The organism is Sulfitobacter sp. M39 (genome assembly GCF_021735935.1).
GTDB lineage: Bacteria > Pseudomonadota > Alphaproteobacteria > Rhodobacterales > Rhodobacteraceae > Sulfitobacter.
Map to the genome: position 1 here is coordinate 128,623 of NZ_WMDZ01000001.1, position 17,059 is coordinate 145,681.

The 17,059-nt window shown below is 59.9% G+C and carries 14 protein-coding genes and 1 tRNA gene; 7 read left to right on the forward strand and 8 right to left on the reverse strand.

Going from position 1 to position 17,059, the window contains the following annotated elements:
• Positions 1-113: 113 nt before the first annotated feature.
• Positions 114-2,729: an ATP-dependent chaperone ClpB gene (gene clpB, locus GLP43_RS00640; RefSeq protein ID WP_237277795.1), complete on the reverse strand. Its 2,616-nt coding sequence runs from the start codon at positions 2,727-2,729 to the stop codon at positions 114-116.
• A 417-nt stretch (positions 2,730-3,146) separates the two neighbouring features.
• On the opposite strand from clpB, the gene GLP43_RS00645 reads away from it, so the two are divergent.
• From GLP43_RS00645 to GLP43_RS00655, 3 genes are all read left to right on the forward strand, one after another.
• Positions 3,147-3,461 (forward strand): orotidine 5-phosphate decarboxylase, encoded by a 315-nt coding sequence (locus GLP43_RS00645; protein WP_237277796.1) that lies wholly within the window; start codon positions 3,147-3,149, stop codon positions 3,459-3,461.
• Between the two features lie 218 nt (positions 3,462-3,679).
• Positions 3,680-4,369: an orotidine-5'-phosphate decarboxylase gene (gene pyrF / locus GLP43_RS00650; RefSeq protein ID WP_237277797.1), complete on the forward strand. Its 690-nt coding sequence runs from the start codon at positions 3,680-3,682 to the stop codon at positions 4,367-4,369.
• A 321-nt stretch (positions 4,370-4,690) separates the two neighbouring features.
• Positions 4,691-5,944 carry a DNA polymerase IV gene (locus GLP43_RS00655; RefSeq protein WP_237277798.1) on the forward strand — a complete coding sequence of 418 codons (1,254 nt, stop codon included), beginning with the start codon at positions 4,691-4,693 and terminating at the stop codon, positions 5,942-5,944.
• On the opposite strand, the gene GLP43_RS00660 is transcribed toward GLP43_RS00655, so the two are convergent.
• A complete protein-coding gene (locus GLP43_RS00660) occupies positions 5,945-6,805 on the reverse strand; it encodes an N-formylglutamate amidohydrolase (RefSeq protein WP_237277799.1) in 861 nt (286 codons plus the stop codon).
• A 150-nt stretch (positions 6,806-6,955) separates the two neighbouring features.
• Here GLP43_RS00660 and GLP43_RS00665 point away from each other — a divergent pair.
• The 4 genes from GLP43_RS00665 to GLP43_RS00680 all read left to right on the forward strand — a co-directional run bounded on the left by GLP43_RS00665 (position 6,956) and on the right by GLP43_RS00680 (position 9,417).
• Positions 6,956-7,030 (forward strand) — tRNA-Val (locus GLP43_RS00665).
• A 76-nt stretch (positions 7,031-7,106) separates the two neighbouring features.
• Positions 7,107-7,232: a type B 50S ribosomal protein L36 gene (ykgO, locus tag GLP43_RS00670; protein ID WP_005850168.1), complete on the forward strand. Its 126-nt coding sequence runs from the start codon at positions 7,107-7,109 to the stop codon at positions 7,230-7,232.
• 171 nt (positions 7,233-7,403) lie between these two features.
• Positions 7,404-8,270, forward strand: a complete 867-nt coding sequence (gene yghU / locus GLP43_RS00675; RefSeq protein ID WP_237277800.1) for a glutathione-dependent disulfide-bond oxidoreductase — start codon at positions 7,404-7,406, stop codon at positions 8,268-8,270.
• 130 nt (positions 8,271-8,400) lie between these two features.
• On the forward strand, positions 8,401-9,417 hold the full coding sequence (locus GLP43_RS00680) for a Fe(3+) ABC transporter substrate-binding protein (RefSeq protein ID WP_237277801.1): 1,017 nt from the start codon (positions 8,401-8,403) through the stop codon (positions 9,415-9,417).
• Between the two features lie 84 nt (positions 9,418-9,501).
• On the opposite strand, the gene GLP43_RS00685 is transcribed toward GLP43_RS00680, so the two are convergent.
• The 6 genes from GLP43_RS00685 to GLP43_RS00710 all read right to left on the reverse strand — a co-directional run bounded on the left by GLP43_RS00685 (position 9,502) and on the right by GLP43_RS00710 (position 17,031).
• Positions 9,502-11,172 carry an ABC transporter permease gene (locus GLP43_RS00685; RefSeq protein WP_237277802.1) on the reverse strand — a complete coding sequence of 557 codons (1,671 nt, stop codon included), beginning with the start codon at positions 11,170-11,172 and terminating at the stop codon, positions 9,502-9,504.
• Positions 11,173-11,308: 136 nt separating this feature from the next.
• Positions 11,309-12,535 carry a phenylacetate--CoA ligase family protein gene (locus tag GLP43_RS00690; RefSeq protein ID WP_237277803.1) on the reverse strand — a complete coding sequence of 409 codons (1,227 nt, stop codon included), beginning with the start codon at positions 12,533-12,535 and terminating at the stop codon, positions 11,309-11,311.
• A gap of 63 nt (positions 12,536-12,598) precedes the next feature.
• Positions 12,599-13,435 carry an ABC transporter ATP-binding protein gene (locus GLP43_RS00695; RefSeq protein ID WP_237277804.1) on the reverse strand — a complete coding sequence of 279 codons (837 nt, stop codon included), beginning with the start codon at positions 13,433-13,435 and terminating at the stop codon, positions 12,599-12,601.
• Positions 13,436-13,511: 76 nt separating this feature from the next.
• Complete coding sequence (locus GLP43_RS00700) at positions 13,512-14,792, reverse strand: ABC transporter substrate-binding protein (RefSeq protein ID WP_237277805.1); 1,281 nt, start codon at positions 14,790-14,792, stop codon at positions 13,512-13,514.
• A 97-nt stretch (positions 14,793-14,889) separates the two neighbouring features.
• Positions 14,890-15,966, reverse strand: coding sequence for a branched-chain amino acid ABC transporter permease (locus GLP43_RS00705; RefSeq protein WP_237277806.1), 1,077 nt, complete (start codon positions 15,964-15,966; stop codon positions 14,890-14,892).
• 75 nt (positions 15,967-16,041) lie between these two features.
• The gene (locus GLP43_RS00710) at positions 16,042-17,031 is read right to left on the reverse strand and encodes a branched-chain amino acid ABC transporter permease (protein ID WP_005850184.1); all 990 of its coding nucleotides are present in this window, start codon (positions 17,029-17,031) and stop codon (positions 16,042-16,044) included.
• Between the last annotated feature and the right edge of the window lie 28 nt (positions 17,032-17,059).

The window sequence follows — 17,059 nt, forward strand, 5'->3', positions numbered from 1 at the left end:
GCAATCCGCTACATTTCAGGAGACACACCGGAATGTCAGGGCAACACATGCGAACAGGGCCGAGGTTTCCCCCGGCCCTGCCCGATTACATCACCACACTATATACTATGTATCTAGTGGACGGTCGCTTCGTCCGGTTTGGCGCGGTTGCTGGCAGCCACGCGGTCGCCGATGATCAACCCTTCGGCACCCGCCTGCACGGGGATAAGATCCCCATCCAGCACGTCACCGGCTAGGATCATCTCGGCCAGCGGGTCCTGCAATGCACGCTGGATCACCCGCTTCAGCGGGCGCGCCCCGAACACCGGATCATAGCCTTCGTCGGCGAGCCACTTGCGCGCGCCTTCGTCCAGCTCCAGCCCGATCTTGCGACCGGCGAGACGTTTCAGCAGACGGTTCACCTGAATGTCGACGATCCCGGCCATGTCGGCACGTGCCAAGCGGTCAAAGATCACCGTTTCATCCAGTCGGTTCAGGAACTCGGGGCGGAAGTGAGCCCGCACCGCATCCATCACATCCCGTTTCGCCTGCGCCATGTCGCCCCCTTCGGGCAGCTGGCTTAGCGCTTGCGCCCCAAGGTTGCTGGTCAGCACGATCAGCGTCTGCTTGAAGTCGACCTTACGGCCCTGACCATCCGTCAGCACACCATCATCCAAGACCTGCAGCAACACGTTGAACACGTCGGGGTGCGCCTTCTCGACCTCGTCGAACAGCACGACCTGATAGGGTCTGCGCCGCACGGCTTCGGTCAATACGCCACCTTCGTCATAACCAACATACCCGGGAGGCGCGCCGATCAGACGGGCCACGGCATGTTTCTCCATGAACTCCGACATGTCGATCCGCACCATCGCGTTCTCGTCGTCGAACAGGAACTCGGCGACGGCCTTTGTCAGCTCGGTCTTACCGACACCAGTCGGCCCGAGGAACAGGAAGCTGCCCAAGGGGCGGGCCTCGTCGTTCAGGCCAGCACGCGCACGGCGCACCGCGTTCGACACAGCTTTGACGGCGAGGTTCTGACCAATGACACGGTTGTGCAACTGGTCCTCCATGCGCAGCAACTTGTCCCGCTCGCCTTCCAGCATACGACCCGCGGGGATACCCGTCCAACGTTCGACGACGCTGGCGATCTGGTCCGGGCGCACGGCCTCTTCGACCATGACGTCGGCTTCGTTCTCTTCGGCCTCGCCCAGTTTGCGTTCAAGCTGCGGGATCACGCCATAGGAAAGCTCCCCCGCTTTGGCGAGATTGCCTTCGCGCTTGGCGATCTCAAGCTCGGCGCGGGCACGGTCCAGCTGCTCTTTCAGCTCGCGCGCACCCTCAAGCCGATCGCGCTCGCCCTGCCACTGCGCAGTCATGGCGTCGGCCTTCTCCTGCAGATCTCCCAGCTCTTTCTCCAACTTGTCCAAGCGGTCCTTGCTGGCAGCGTCGTCCTCTTTCTTCAACGCCTCGGCTTCGATCTGAAGCTGCATGATCTGACGATCCAGCGCATCCAGCTCTTCTGGCTTGCTGTCGACTTCCATCCGCAGACGGCTCGCGGCCTCGTCCACAAGGTCGATTGCCTTGTCGGGCAGGAAACGATCCGTGATATAGCGATGCGACAGGGTCGCCGCCGCCACAAGGGCAGAGTCGCTGATCCGCACGCCGTGGTGCAGCTCGTACTTCTCTTTGATCCCCCGCAGGATCGACACCGTATCCTCGACCGTAGGTTCGCTGACCATCACAGGCTGGAACCGACGGGCAAGCGCCGCGTCTTTTTCGACATATTTACGGTATTCGTCCAAGGTCGTCGCACCAACGCAGTGCAATTCACCCCGCGCTAACGCCGGTTTGATCAGGTTTGCCGCGTCCATCGCGCCGTCCGCCTTACCGGCACCAACCAGCGTGTGCATCTCGTCAATGAACAGGATCACCTCGCCCGCGGCTTCGGTGACTTCGGTCAGGACGGCTTTCAACCGCTCTTCGAACTCGCCACGATACTTCGCACCGGCAATCAGTGCGCCCATGTCCAGCGCCAGCAAGCGTTTGTTGCGCAGGGATTCGGGCACATCGCCATCCACGATCCGCAGGGCGAGGCCCTCGGCAATCGCGGTTTTACCCACGCCGGGCTCACCAATCAGCACCGGGTTGTTCTTGGTGCGGCGGCTCAACACCTGCATGGCGCGACGAATTTCCTCGTCCCGACCGATGATCGGGTCGATTTTGCCTTCGCGGGCACGTTCCGTCAGATCAAGGCTGTACTTCTTGAGCGCCTCATACCCGTCTTCCGCACTGGCCGTATCAGCCGTGCGCCCTTTCCGGATATCATTGATAGCGGCGTTCAACCCCTGTGCGGTAACCTTGCCCGCATCCAACGCGGTTTTCGCACCGGATTTCACCATCGCAAGCGCCATCAGCACGCGTTCGACCGGCACAAAGCTGTCGCCCGCCTTTTTGGCCAGCGTCTCTGCTTCGGCCAGCACTTTGGCGGTGGCATTATCAAGGTACACCTGCGCGGCATCGCCCGACACCTTGGGCAGCTTGCCCAAAGACAGCGTCAGGGTTTCAGTCACACGTGCAGGATCGCCACCGGCAGCAGCAATCAGATTGCTCGCCAGCCCTTGGTCGTCATCCAGCAGCGCTTTCAATAAATGCTCCGGCGTCAGCCGTTGGTGGCTTTCACGCGTCGCGATTGTTTGCGCAGCCTGAATAAAGCCGCGCGACCGTTCTGTGAACTTGCTCAAGTCCATGAGCTTCTCCTTTTCTTAAAGCGACCACAGAGAAGATGCCCGCTTTGCAGCACATCATGGCGTGATCCTCGGGATAGAATTTGGGGACAGAGGGGAGGGATTCAAGAGAGTTACCTCACAAATACGTCAACAAAAAATATACACGTCTTGAGATTATTTATAAGACTGGTGGGATTTCGCCACATTGCGAACACATTGGAATCCCTCAAGAAAAATGCAGTTTCGCAATTTTTCGCTCATGGCAATACTAAATTACATAAATGTTAATTGACTGATTTTAGGCGAAAATTTATATTTATCCACATGACGGATGCACCCCAGTGGAACCATTTAGTCACACATACGTTGTACTGGCAGATGAACGAAAAACAAATCGAGCCGACTTTAACCAGTACAACAAATTCTTGAGGTACGAACATGCAGACGCGCCAGATCCAGATGAACGACGTTATCTACAACGCGGCAGAGCAATGCTTTGAAGCTTTGGTCACCGTCCACGATGGCGATCGGTCCCGCAAGTATGCCTGCGCTATCAACGCGCCGATGACGATGTCCTTTGATCAAGCCGCCAAAGGTCTGACCAAACAGGCCGAGCGTCGCCATACGAGCCGCGGCGGCATGTATTCCGAAATCCGTAGCCAGAAACCTGCACAGCGCAGCGGCCGTCCTCGGTTCGACCCAAAAGCTTGGTTGCGCCATGTCGCCAACCTTCCCGGCCTCCGCGCCGCCTGATTTAAAGTTTCGGCGGAACTGCCTGCGCGCCCGTCCCGGCGCGTGTCCCGCCCAATCCAGAGACAACTGCCTGCCTGCACGTCTCTGATACTCGCCCGGACAGCGACTGCGCTGCCCGGGCCTTTTTCTTTGCGCGATCCCTGTTTTCATAGACATGTCAGGTCGAACACCGTAAGCCTCCGGCGTTTGCCAAATCTCATCACACCGGAGCCCGCCCCATGTCAGATGACCGCCTGATCGTTGCCCTTGATGTCCCCCACGCTGTTGCCGGCCTTGAACTGACCCAAAAGCTGGGCGACGCGGTGAGTTTTTACAAGATTGGTCTGGGCATGTTGACGGGCGGCGGCCTAGCGCTTGCGAACGAGCTGATCCAGGAACACGGCAAACGCATCTTTCTGGACATGAAGCTGTTCGATATCAGCGCGACTGTCGAAGCAGCGGTGCGCGGGCTTGCGCAGTTCGACCTCGATTTTCTGACCGTGCACGGTGACCCCCATGTTGTCCGCGCCGCGATGGAAGGGGCCGCAGGATCACGCACCAAGATTTTGGCGGTGACCATCCTGACTTCCCTGGACCGTAACGATCTGGACGCGGCGATGATCCAGTCGGGCGATATCCCCGATCTGGTCCGGACCCGCGCCGGGCGCGCGCTGGAGGCTGGCGCTGACGGCGTCATCGCCTCCCCGCAAGAGGCGGCCCTGATCCGCGCCCTACCCGAGGCAAACGGCAAGCTGATCGTCACCCCCGGCGTGCGACCAAGCGGGGCGGCTCTTGGCGACCAGAAACGCGTGGCAACTCCGGGTCAGGCGATCTCGGACGGGGCGGATCACATCGTCGTTGGCCGCCCGATCTGGCAGGCCGAAGACCCCGCCGCCGCGGCCCGCGCGGTGCTGGCAGAGCTGCCCTGAACGCCGCCGAAATGCGCGAAACCCAACAAATAGCGCGTTTTCGCCTATGTGATAAATCGGTAACAAACATGAACTGGCTGCCCGCAACTGGAAGTTCCGTGTATGTTTTATGACATTCATATGGCAACCTTACTTTGGTGATACTCCCCGACGGGCTGGTTCTTCCTGAAGCCCGTCACCTCCCCCCGCTTCAGGCGGGGGTCTTTCTTTGCCCCCTTCCGATTTTCACCCTTCAACCCGACGCCGCACGTATGTGCATGGCGAAGCCGCGCGTGATCGGGTAGACTTGCGTTTACCAGCCCTTAACCCTACCTGACCGCCATGCCCGCACTCTGCCGAGACTGCCTGTCCGAAATCGCGCCCGCGCGCCGGTGCTCTGCCTGCGGCAGCCCGCGCATCTCGTCGCATCCCGAATTATTCGATCTGTCCATCGCCCATATGGATTGCGACGCCTTCTACGCATCCGTAGAGAAACGCGACAACCCGGCGCTGAATGGCAAGCCCGTTATTATCGGGGGCGGACGTCGTGGGGTCGTGTCGACCGCCTGCTATATCGCGCGGATCAAAGGGGTCCGATCCGCCATGCCGATGTTCCAGGCGCTGAAACTCTGCCCTGAAGCGATCATCATCAAGCCACGCATGGATGCATATGTCGAAGCCTCCCGCGCGATCCGCGCCATGATGGAAGAGCTCACCCCCGCCCTGCAGCCGCTGTCGCTGGACGAGGCGTTTCTGGACATGACCGGCACGACCAAGCTTCACGGGGCCCCTCCTGCCGTGATGCTTGCGCGACTGGTGCGTCGCATGAAGGTCGAACTGGGGCTGACCGGCTCTATCGGGCTGTCACACAACAAGTTTCTGGCCAAAGTCGCCTCTGACCTTGATAAGCCGCACGGGTTTTCAGTGATCGGCAAAGAGGAAACACAGAGGTTTCTGAACGACAAACCGGTGAGCATGATCTGGGGCGTGGGCGCGGCAACGCTCGGGTCCCTGAACAAGGCCGGCATCCAGACCTTCGCGGACCTGCTGCGATGGGAGAGGACCGACCTGACCGCGCGTTTCGGCAGTATGGGCGACCGCCTATGGCATCTGGCACGCGGCCAAGACAACCGCCGTGTTTCCGCGCATGAACCGATGAAATCCATCAGCAACGAAACCACCTTCAACGAAGACACCTCCGACCCTGACCTGCTGGACGGGCATCTGTGGCGCATGGCGCAAAAGGTGGCGGACCGCGCCAAGGCCAAAGACCTTGCCGGCCGCGTTGTCGTGCTCAAGCTCAAACGGGCCGATTTTTCGCTGATCACGCGGCGGGTGTCGCTGTATGACCCGACGCAACTGGCCGACCGCATCTACCGCACAGCGCGCGGGCTGTTTGACCAGCTTGGTGAACCGGGGCCTTTCCGGCTGCTCGGGTGTGGCATTTCGGACCTGAGCGCGGCTGACGGTGCCGATACCGCGGGCGACCTGCTGGACCCGGATGCCGCCCGCCGGGGTCAGGCAGAGCGGGCAACAGATGCCATCCGCAACCGGTTCGGGGACAAGGCGATCGTCAAGGGGCGCGCGCTGCGCTGATCACTCCGCCGCGAGGGCGAGGTTTTCGGGACGGATCCGCGCAATCTCTGCCACAACGCCGCGAAGCGCTTTTTGCACATCCTCGAAATCACCGTTGGGGCGCACCAAAGATTCGTTCATATACATCGACCGGTCCAATTCGACCTGCACGGCATGCTGCCCCCGTGCCGGACGACCGTAAGCTTGGGTGATATAGGCCCCCGCAAACGGGGTGTTGCGGGTGACAGTGAACCCTGCCTTGACGAAAGCGCCCTCTATCTGGTCCACAACATCGCCGCTGGCTGCCGCGCCGAACCGGTCCCCCAAGACCACTTCAGGCCGTTTCAGCCCCATACGCGCGACGCCGTCCATCGCCTCATGCGGCATCGAATGGCAATCCACGAGAATCGCCTGCCCGTGATCCGCCCGCGCGTCGTTCAGCAGGCTTTGCAGCATATCGTGGTACGGCACCCAATAGGTCGCGATTCGCGCCCGTGCTTCATCCAGTGTTAATTTGCCCTGATAAATCGACCGCCCGTTCGCCACGACACGCGGAATAACACCCAACCCAGAGGCAACGCGCGGGTTATGCGCCTGCCGCCGCACACCTTCGATCAGGGCCGGGTCAAGCTCGTCTCGGGACCGGTTCAGATCAAGGAACGCACGGGGGGCCCCCGCCATCAAAAACGGAGCCCCGAAATGGGGGGCAGAATTAAACAAAAGGTCAACAAACGCGTCCTCTGACGAGCGTATGCTATGCCCGTCCAACACCGTGGACCGCAGGAAGGAAAAGCTGTAATTCCGCCCTGAATGAGGGGATGCAAACACCGCGCAGGAACGGGCTTGATCGGGGCGAATGACTTCATAGGCGATGTGTGGCATTGTTGCACCTTTCAAAAATGAACATAGCGCATGTTTTTACAAAGCCAAAACCCCTTGATCATGCCTCCGACTCTATTTATAGACCCCGCTACCGGCGCGAATATCTCGCGCCCCGATTTGGTTTGGGGTGCAAATTTCGTGCTACATAGGGGGTGATTAGCTCAGCGGTAGAGCACTTCGTTGACATCGAAGGGGTCACTGGTTCGATCCCAGTATCGCCCACCACCTAATTCATGGTTCAGCATTCGCTGAACTGCCCGCAACCCGGCGCTGGCCCGCGCCACGACACAGGAGAACGACCATGAAGGTTCGCAATTCGCTCCGCTCGCTCAAGAACCGGCACCGTGACTGCCGCGTTGTGCGTCGCAAAGGCCGCGTTTACGTAATCAACAAAACGCAGCGCCGTTTCAAAGCCCGTCAGGGTTAAGCTTCGCGCGCATTTGATTAAAGGCCGCTCCTTCGGGGGCGGCTTTTTTCGTTTGGGCCGCCGTCAGCCGCGCCTCCCCCGGCCCCAGCCAATCTGTACTGACCTCTTGCGATCCCCCCAATACCGCTTAGGTTCTCTTCAGACTTCATCAGACGAACTGAAAGGGATCTCATGACCGATCTGCCCGACTACACCCCGCCCGCCGTATGGGAGTGGGAACCCGGCAATGGCGGCAAATTCGCCAATATCAACCGCCCCATCGCAGGCCCCACCGCAGACAAAGAGCTGCCGGTCGGCAAACATCCCTATCAGCTTTATTCCCTCGCGACGCCCAATGGCGTCAAAGTCACCGTGCTGCTGGAAGAACTGCTGGCCGCCGGGCACAAGGGTGCCGAGTATGATGCGTGGCTGATCAACATCGGCGAAGGGGATCAATTCGGATCGGGCTTTGTCGACATCAACCCGAACTCCAAAATTCCTGCGATGATGGACCGCTCCGGCGACGCGCCGCAGCGTCTGTTTGAATCCGGGTCGATCATGCTGCATCTGGCTGAGAAATTCGGCGAATTCATCCCCAAAGATCCAAGCCAGCGCACCGAATGCATGTCGTGGCTGTTCTGGCAAATGGGCAGCGCGCCCTATCTTGGCGGCGGCTTTGGCCATTTCTACGCCTATGCGCCGGTCAAAATTAAGTACTGCATCGACCGTTTCGCGATGGAGACCAAGCGCCAGCTTGACGTGCTTGATCGTCACCTTGCCGATAACGAATATATGGCGGGCGAATATTCGATCGCGGATATGGCGATCTGGGCATGGTACGGGCAACTGGTTCTGGGCCGTCTCTATGACGCAGCAGAGTTCCTGAATGTCGACTCCTACGAAAACCTGATGAAATGGGCCAAGAAGATCGACGCGCGCCCTGCCGTTACACGTGGTCGCATGGTCAACCGCCCCTTCGGTGAACCCGAAATGCAGCTGCACGAACGGCACGACGCCAGCGACTTTGAAACCAAGACCCAGGACAAAATCGGCGACTGATCCCGCGCGTCTTGCCGCCTCCGCGCGGCAAGACGCTTGTCCTATTATTTCAGTCAACTATTCCTTGATATCAGCCCGCAAATCTGTTTCTTACTCTTTTGATAGGTTTTACACAGATGGAGGTCACCTGATGACTCTGACGAAATCCGCTTTCACGGCCGCCTTGATGGCCACAGTTGCGATGCCAGCATTGGCCGAAGGGCAGCTGAACCTCTACTCCTCGCGTCACTACGACACAGACGAGCGTCTGTATTCCGACTTTACCGAGCAGACCGGCATCACCATCAACCGCATCGAAGGCAAAGCAGACGAGCTGCTGGCGCGTATGGAAGCCGAGGGTGCGAACTCCCCCGCGGACGTTCTGATCACCGTCGACACCAGCCGCCTGAGCCGCGCCAAGGAAATGGGCCTGCTGCAATCCGTTGACAGCGACATCCTCGAAGAGCGTATCCCCAGCAACCTGCAAGACGCCGACAACGACTGGTTCGGCTTTTCGCAGCGCGCGCGGATCATCTTTTACAGCAAAGACGCCGTAGACAACCCGCCGCAAAACTATCTGGACCTTGCTGACCCTACCTATGAAGGTCAGGTCTGCATCCGTTCCTCCACCAACTCCTACAACCAGACCCTGCTGGCGGCGTTGGTCACGCACCACGGCGAAGAGAAAGCCACCGAATGGGCACAGGGCGTTGTGAATAACATGGCACGTGCACCACAGGGCGGTGACACCGACCAGCTGCGTGGTCTGGTATCGGGCGAATGCGAAATCTCCGTCTCGAACTCCTACTACTTTGCCCGTGCCATCCGCACCGAAGTAGACGGGCTGAGCGCCGATCTGGATAAAATCGGTCTGGTATTCCCCGACCAGGAAGGCAACGGCGCGCACATGAACCTGTCGGGTGCTGGTGTTGCAGCCAATGCGCCAAACCGTGACAACGCGGTCAAGTTCCTCGAATATCTGTCCTCCGACAGCGCGCAATCCTACTTCTCTGCGGGCAATGACGAATTCCCCGCCGTGGAAGGTGTAGAGCTTGCGGAATCGGTCGAGAAGCTGGGCGAATTCAAAGCAGACGAGGTGAACCTGTCCGAAGTGGCCAAGAACATCCCCACAGCACAGAAAATCTTTAACGCGGTAGGTTGGGAATAATCCCAGCCTGCCAAGGTAGAGACACGAGATCGAACCGCATCGGCCCTTGGCCGGTGCGGTTTTTTCATGCGCAAATGGAAGTGTTTATTTCTGCCGTCCGACCTGACGGCAGATCAGGATCACGGGGAGCAATCCCATTGCCACGATCACAAGGCTCGGCACCGCCGCGCCGTCCAGCCGTTCGTCGCTTGCCAGCCGGTAGGCCTGTACCGCCAGCGTGTCGTAGTTGAACGGCCGCATGATCAGCGTTGCAGGCAGCTCTTTCATCACATCGACGAAAACGATCAGCAACGCGGTCAGCAGGCTTGGCGACAGGATCGGTAGATGCACACGGCGCAGCGTACCCACGGGGGTTTCCCCCAGCGACCGTGCGGCAGAGTCCATATTGGCATGCACCATCGCCTGCCCGCCCTCATACGCCCCCAGAGCCGCCGCAAGGAAGCGGACCATATAGGCGGCGACGAGCAGCCAGATCGAGCCCGTCACCAGCAGGCCAGTCGATATGTCGAAGGTGCTACGCATCCAAGCATCAAGCTGGTTGTCAAAGGTCGCAAAGGGCACCATCAGCCCCACGGCAATCACCCCGCCCGGCACCGCATAGCCCAAGCGCGCGATATAGCCCGCACCGAACGACAGCTTGCCCGGCCGCAACCGCTGGAAGAACCCCACGCAGACCGCAGCGGCCACGGTAAGCACCGCCGCCACCCCCGCCAGCGTGGCAGAGTTGCGGATGAAGCCCAGATAGCGCGGGCTCAGCAGGTCTTGCTCTGATCCGATGCCCATCCAGATCAGCACGATCACCGGCAGAATCGCCCCAAAGATAACGGGAATACCGCAGGCCAGCATCGCGGCGGCGGCCTGCCACCCTTTGAGCTGCGCGGGCGGCATCGCCACGGCACGACGCGCCGGATCGTGGTATTGCGCCTTGCCGCGCTGGATACGCTCTAGCATCGCAAGCAGCAGCGCAAAGCTGAGCAAGCACAGTGCAAGCTGCGCCGCACCGGCACGGTCGAACAGGGAAAACCAGCTGGTGTAGATCCCTGTCGCAAAGGTCTGCACACTGAAATAGGCGACGGTGCCGAAATCGGCGATCGTCTCCATGACGGTCAGCAGAACACCTGCGGCAATCGCCGGTCGGGCCAGCGGCAGGCTCACCTTGAAGAAGGCGGCCCAGGCACTGCTACCCAAGGCACGTGCTGCCAGAAACGTCGTGGCGGATTGCTGCAAGAACGCGGCGCGCGCCAAGAGGTAGACGTAGGGATAAAGCACCAGCACCAGCATCAAGGCCGCGCCCCCAAGGGACCGGATTTCCGGGAACCAGTAGTCACGCGGGCCCCAGCCCGTAATGTCACGCAGTACCGTTTGCACGATGCCGGGGTGGTCAAGGATATGCGTGTAGGCATAGGCCAGCACATAGGCGGGAAAGGCCAGCGGCAGCACCAGCGCGATTTCAAGCATGCGGGCACCGGGGAAGCGGGTCATGGTCACCAGCCACGCGGTCCCCACGCCCAATGCAAAGGTTCCCGTGGCCACCATTGCGACCAACAGAATGGTTGTGCCCGCGTACCCCAGCAGCACCGTATCGATCAGGTGGCGCACGGTATCGGTGCCCCCGACCAGCGCGGCCAGCAAAACGGCAACCATCGGCAAGGCACAGGTCGCCGCAATCGCGACCGCAACCCCCGCCAGCAAACGCACGCCGTCCCGCGATCTTTTCACGGCGGCGGGGCTTGTATTGATATCCTGTGTCGTCATGCGATCGGTTTCGACTAATTCAGTCGGAAATACCAGCGGGACGACTGAAATTTGTAGCGCTGCGCGCAGGTGCAAAGGCGTGATCCTGCCTTTGCAGCAGAATCTCCGGTGTCAGGATGCGTGCCTTCAGCACCGGTCAGTCATAGCTGCGCTGGTCTTCGATCACCAATCCGTCGTTGGGCAGGCTGCCCGGCGCGGCCAGCACGACCTTGCCCTTCAGCTTGAGAAGCGCGGCGACAGAAGCACCGTAGCTGTCCGCGTCATCACCCGTCGTCTCAAGATGCACGGTCATGACGTCCTGTTCATTCGCACGGCTTGCCACCACGCGGGCCTTCGTGACCTCAGGGTGATGCGCGACAAGCGCCGCGACCTGTTCGGGGCGTACGAACATGCCCTTGATCTTGGTGGTCTGATCCGCACGGCCCATCCAGCCCTTGATGCGCATATTGGTCCGCCCGCAAGGAGACTCCCCCGGCAGTACGGCGCTCAGGTCGCCGGTGGCGAAACGGATCAGCGGATAGTCGGGGTTCAAGGTGGTTACGACGACCTCGCCCACCTCGCCCGGAGCGACGGGGGTGCCGGTGCCGGGGGTCACGATCTCGACGATCACCTGCTCGTCCACGATCATGCCTTCGGCCGCGGGGCTTTCATAGGCGATGTTGCCCAGATCCGCCGTTGCATAGCTTTGCAAACAGGTGATCCCCCGCTCTGCGTAATAGTCACGCAAGGACGGGAACAGCGCCCCCCCGCCCACGGCCGCTTTGGTGATGCCAAGGGTCACCCCCATCTCATCCGCCTTTTCGAGAATGATCTTGAGGTAATCCGGCGTGCCAGCATAGGCGGTCGTGCCGATATCGCGCGCGGCGATGACCTGCAGTTCGGTCTGCCCCGTGCCCGCCGGCAGCACCGCCGCCCCCACAGCCCGCGCACCGGATTCAAAGATCATGCCCGCAGGTGTCAGGTGATAGCCAAAACAGTTCTGGATGATGTCGCCCTCGCCGATCCCCACCGCATGCAGGAACCGCCCCATACGCCACCAGTCCGGCGCGTCGGACGAGGGTTCGTAGATCGGGCCGGGAGACTGGAAGATATGGGTAAACGCATGGGCGGGTTTGGTGGTGAAACCGCCAAAGGGGGCCGACTGCGCCTGCTGCTTCCCGATCTCGGATTTGCGCAGAACCGGCAGCGCGGCCAGCGCCTCGACATTGGTGATCGTGTCTGGCGCGACCCCGTCCAACGAACCGGCATAGCCCGGCAACGCCTGCGCCCGTGCGATCTGCGCGGGCAAGGACCGGGCAAGATCAGCCGCCCGTGTCTCGGGGCTGCGGGTCTCTAGGCTGTCAAAATAGGACGTCTGTGCCATGTCGCTTACTCGCAATTCATCTGGGTTGTCGGGAAATGGAAAACTTGTGGGCCGTGCGCTGGATCAGCTGAGCCAGCGTTTGCGGCGTCTGTAGCTGCGGACATCGCGGAAGGATTTGCGCCCCTCGTCCGACATGCCGAGGTAGAATTCCTTAACGTCCTGGTTCTCGCGCAGGTCGGCGGCAGGGCCATCCATCACGACGCGACCGGATTCCAGAATATAGCCGTAATGCGCAAAGCGCAGGGCGACGTTGGTGTTCTGTTCGGCCAGCAAGAAGGTCACGCCTTCGTTTTCATTCACCGATTTAACGATCTCGAAAATCTGCTCAACCAACTGCGGCGCAAGACCCATCGATGGCTCGTCCAGCAGGATCGTTTCAGGGCGCGACATCAGGGCGCGACCAATGGCGCACATCTGCTGTTCCCCGCCCGAGGTATAGCCCGCCTGTGATTTTCGCCGTTCGCGCAGCCGTGGGAAATAGTCGTACACCATTTCCAGATCACGGGCGATCGACGCCTTGCCGTCGCTGCGGGTATAGGCACCGGTCAAAAGGTTCTCTTCAATGGTCAGGTGTTCAAAGCAATGCCGTCCCTCCATCACCTGCACGACACCACGTTTCACCATCTCTGCGGGGTCGAGCTTGTGCACCGGATCATTGCGGTATTTGATCGACCCTTTGGTGACCTCGCCCCGTTCGGAATGCAGCAGGTTGGAAATCGCCTTGAGCGTCGTGGTCTTGCCCGCGCCATTGCCGCCCAACAGGGCCGTGATACCGCCCTTGGGCACCTTCAGGCTCACGCCCTTCAGCACCAGAATGACCGAGTTATAGATCACCTCGATATTATTGACCTCAAGAAGGGTCTCGACCTGCGCGTCGGGCGTTGGGGTGGCATCCAGCATGGGTGTCTCTTTCACTAGGTGGCGTGGGGGTCGGGCGCGGCAACGATGCCGCCGCGCCCCTGTTCAAGGGCTGCGCTTAGCAGCTGGGTTCGATACCGGATTCCGCGGCAAAGGCCTGCGCATCTTCGGTCACCAGCGGGGCCAGCACGTCTTGGTCCGACTGGATGTAGTCAGTGATCAGGCTCCAGCTGTCGGCAGCAGCATCCCACTGCGCCACGGCACCAAAGCCGTTCCCACCGTGGTTTTCACAAGACACCGTGAACTCTGGACCAAAGTTCGGCAGACCCAGATCCGCCATTTTGGCTTCGGTGATTTCCAGTGCTTCCATGCCGTCACGCATCTGCGCCGGTGTCAGCGCCTTGGTGTCGTGGATGCCCTGCGCCGTTTTGGCAGCTTCGGCAGCCAGCATCGCCGCATAAAGACCGCGGTTATACAAAGCGGTCCCAATCTGGTCGCCCGCACCTGCGGCCTTGCCAGTATCAACAACATGCTTCTGGATGTCGTCGAACACGGGGAAGTCATCGCCCACGTTGTGGAATGTCAGCGCCTTGTAGCCATTGGCTTTGTCACCCGCTGGACGAACGTCGTTTTCGGAACCGGACCACCAGATGCCGATGAACTGATCCATCGGATAGCGGATGTTCGCGGCTTCCTGCACGGCGACCTGGTTCATCACACCCCAACCGTACATGATCACATTGTCCGGCTTTTCACGACGGATCTGCAACCACTGGGATTTCTGTTCCTGACCGGGGTGGTCAACAGGCAGCAAGGACAGTTCGAACCCGTGTTTTTTGCCCAGTTCTTCCAGGGTGCGGATCGGCTCTTTGCCGTAGGCAGAGTTGTGATAGACCAGCGCGATCTTCTTGCCTTCAAGGCTGCCACCGTTCAGATCCAGCAGGTGCTTGATCGCGACCGAAGCGCCGTCCCAGTAGTTGGTGGGGTAGTTGAAGATATTCTTGAACACCGACCCGTCTTTCGCCGATGTCCGGCCATACCCCATAGAGTGGACAGGGATGCCATCTGCCGTCGCTTTGGGGATCAGCTGATAGGTGATGCCGGTTGACAGCGGTTGATAGACCAGCGCGCCTTCGCCCTTGGTGCTTTCATAGCATTCCACACCCTTTTCGGTGTTATAGCCGGTTTCACATTCGATCATCCGGATCGGTTCGCCACCGATACCGCCATCACGTTCGTTCAGCAGCGTAAAGTAATCCGCATAGCCGTCGGCAAAGGGAATCCCGTTTGCCGCATAAGGGCCCGTGCGATAGCTGAGCGACGGGAATACAAGCTCTGCCATTGCGGGGCCCGCAGCCAGAGCAGCGCCAAGCGCCAACGTAGTCATCTTCAGTTTCATCGGTGTTTCCTCCCTTGGATGTATCCGATCTTGCCGGGTTGTCCCGGTCGTCTCTTCTTCGGCCTTGGGTCTCCTCCCCCCGGCCATGCGTCCTTCCCTAGTGCGGGAAGGGCCACAATCTCAGTTTTTCCTTGGCGACGCGCCACAACTGGGCCAACCCATGCGGTTCCGCGATCAGGAAGATGATGATCAACCCGCCCACGATCACAAGCTGCAAATGCGCCACGATATCCGTCGGCCAGCCTAACCAGTCGACGCCCACAATTTTCAACGCGACCGGCAAGAGCACAAGGAACGCGGCCCCGGCAAAGCTGCCAAAGATCGATCCCAGCCCGCCGATGATGATCATAAAGAGCACAAGGAACGATTTCTGGATGCCAAAGGCCTCGCCCACTTCGACCGCCCCCAGATAGACAGCAAAGAACAGCGCCCCCGAGATGCCGATGAAGAAAGAGCTGACCGCAAAGGCCGTCAGTTTCGCGCGCAGCGGGTTCACCCCGATGATCTCGGCGGCGATGTCCATATCCCGGATCGCCATCCATTTGCGCCCCACCGACCCACGGGTCAGGTTGCGTGCCACATAGGCGCTGAAGATCACGAACATCAGGCAGAACAGATAGGTCGCCCAGGCCTGCGTATTCGGTCCGGTGATCTCGATCCCGAAGAATGTCCGCTCCGGCGCGCTGATCTGGCCTGAGGCAGAGTAGTTGTAGAACCACGGCACACGGTTGAACAGCCAGACCAGAAAGAACTGCGCCGCCAGCGTTGCCACGGCCAGATAGAACCCTTTGATCCGCAGCGATGGCAGGCCGAACAACACGCCGACACCGGCGGTCACCAGCCCCGATAGCAACACATGCACCAGCATGCTCACTTCGGGAAAGGCGGTCATGAACTTGTAGCAGGCATAGGCCCCCACGGCCATAAAGCCACCGGTCCCCAAGCTCACCTGCCCGCAATAGCCCACCAGAATGTTCAGCCCGATCGCCGCGATGGCGTAGATCAGGAACGGCAGGAACAGCGAGTTCACCCAATAGTCATTGATCACAAACGGGATCACGGCAATGGCGATGAACAACACCAGATAATAGCGATACCGGTCGAACTTGATCGGAAACGTCTGGCTGTCTTCTTCGTATGAGGCGCTGAAATCCCCGGCTTCACGATAGAACATCAGATGCTCCCCCCGTTCCAAATGGTTTTAAATCCTGGGTTCCGGGGCAAAGCCCCGGTCAGGGAGTTGCCAAAACTACACACGTTCAATGATCTTCTCCCCGAACAAGCCCTGCGGACGGAACACCAGAAAGATCAGCGCCAGCATGTAGGCGAACCAGTTCTCTGTCGCACCGCCAAGGAAAGGCGCACCGATCAGGAATTCGAACAGCTTCTCCCCCACACCGATGATCAAGCCGCCCACGATGGCACCGGGGATAGAGGTGAACCCCCCCAGCATCAGCACCGGCAACGCCTTCAGCGCGATCAGCGAGAGCGAGAATTGAACGCCCGATTTCGTGCCCCACATGATGCCCGCGACAAGCGCGACAAAGCCCGCCAACGACCATACGAGGATCCAGATAAAGTTCAGCGACACGCCGACAGACAAAGCCGCTTGGTGGTCATCCGCCACAGCCCGCATGGCGCGGCCCTGTTTGGTATACTGCGCGAACATCACCAAACCGATCACCAGCAACGCGGCAATGATGCTGGCCACGATATCCAGATTGTCGATAAAGAACCCGTAGCCAAAGGCGTTAAAGGTGGTGTCGTCGATCCAGGTGTTCAGCCCCTGCGGCAGCCCCACATCCATAGACTTGATGTCGGACCCCCACATCAGATCGCCCACCCCTTCCAGGAAATAGGCCAGACCGATAGTCGCCATGAAGAGGATGATCGGCTCTTGCCCGACCAGATGGCGGAAGACCAACCGCTGCACCGCATAGGCCAGCCCGATCATCACCACCATCGTCAGCAAAATCGCGAGAAACGCCGGAACATGCCAGCCGAAATGGTGAATATCCGTGCCCAGGATCGCGTTGATCAGATGGCTAAACGGCACCTGCCCATCAATGATCCCTGCCAGGGTTAGGGCCGCAAACAGCGCCATAACCCCTTGGGCATAGTTAAAAATACCCGAGGCTTTGTAGATCAGAACAAACCCCAAGGCGACCAGTGCATACAGCACCCCCGCCATAAGCCCGTTCAGGAACACCTCGATTGTAAAGGCCAGTTGCTCAGGCATATCAGACCCTCCCCATCGCAAAACCAGT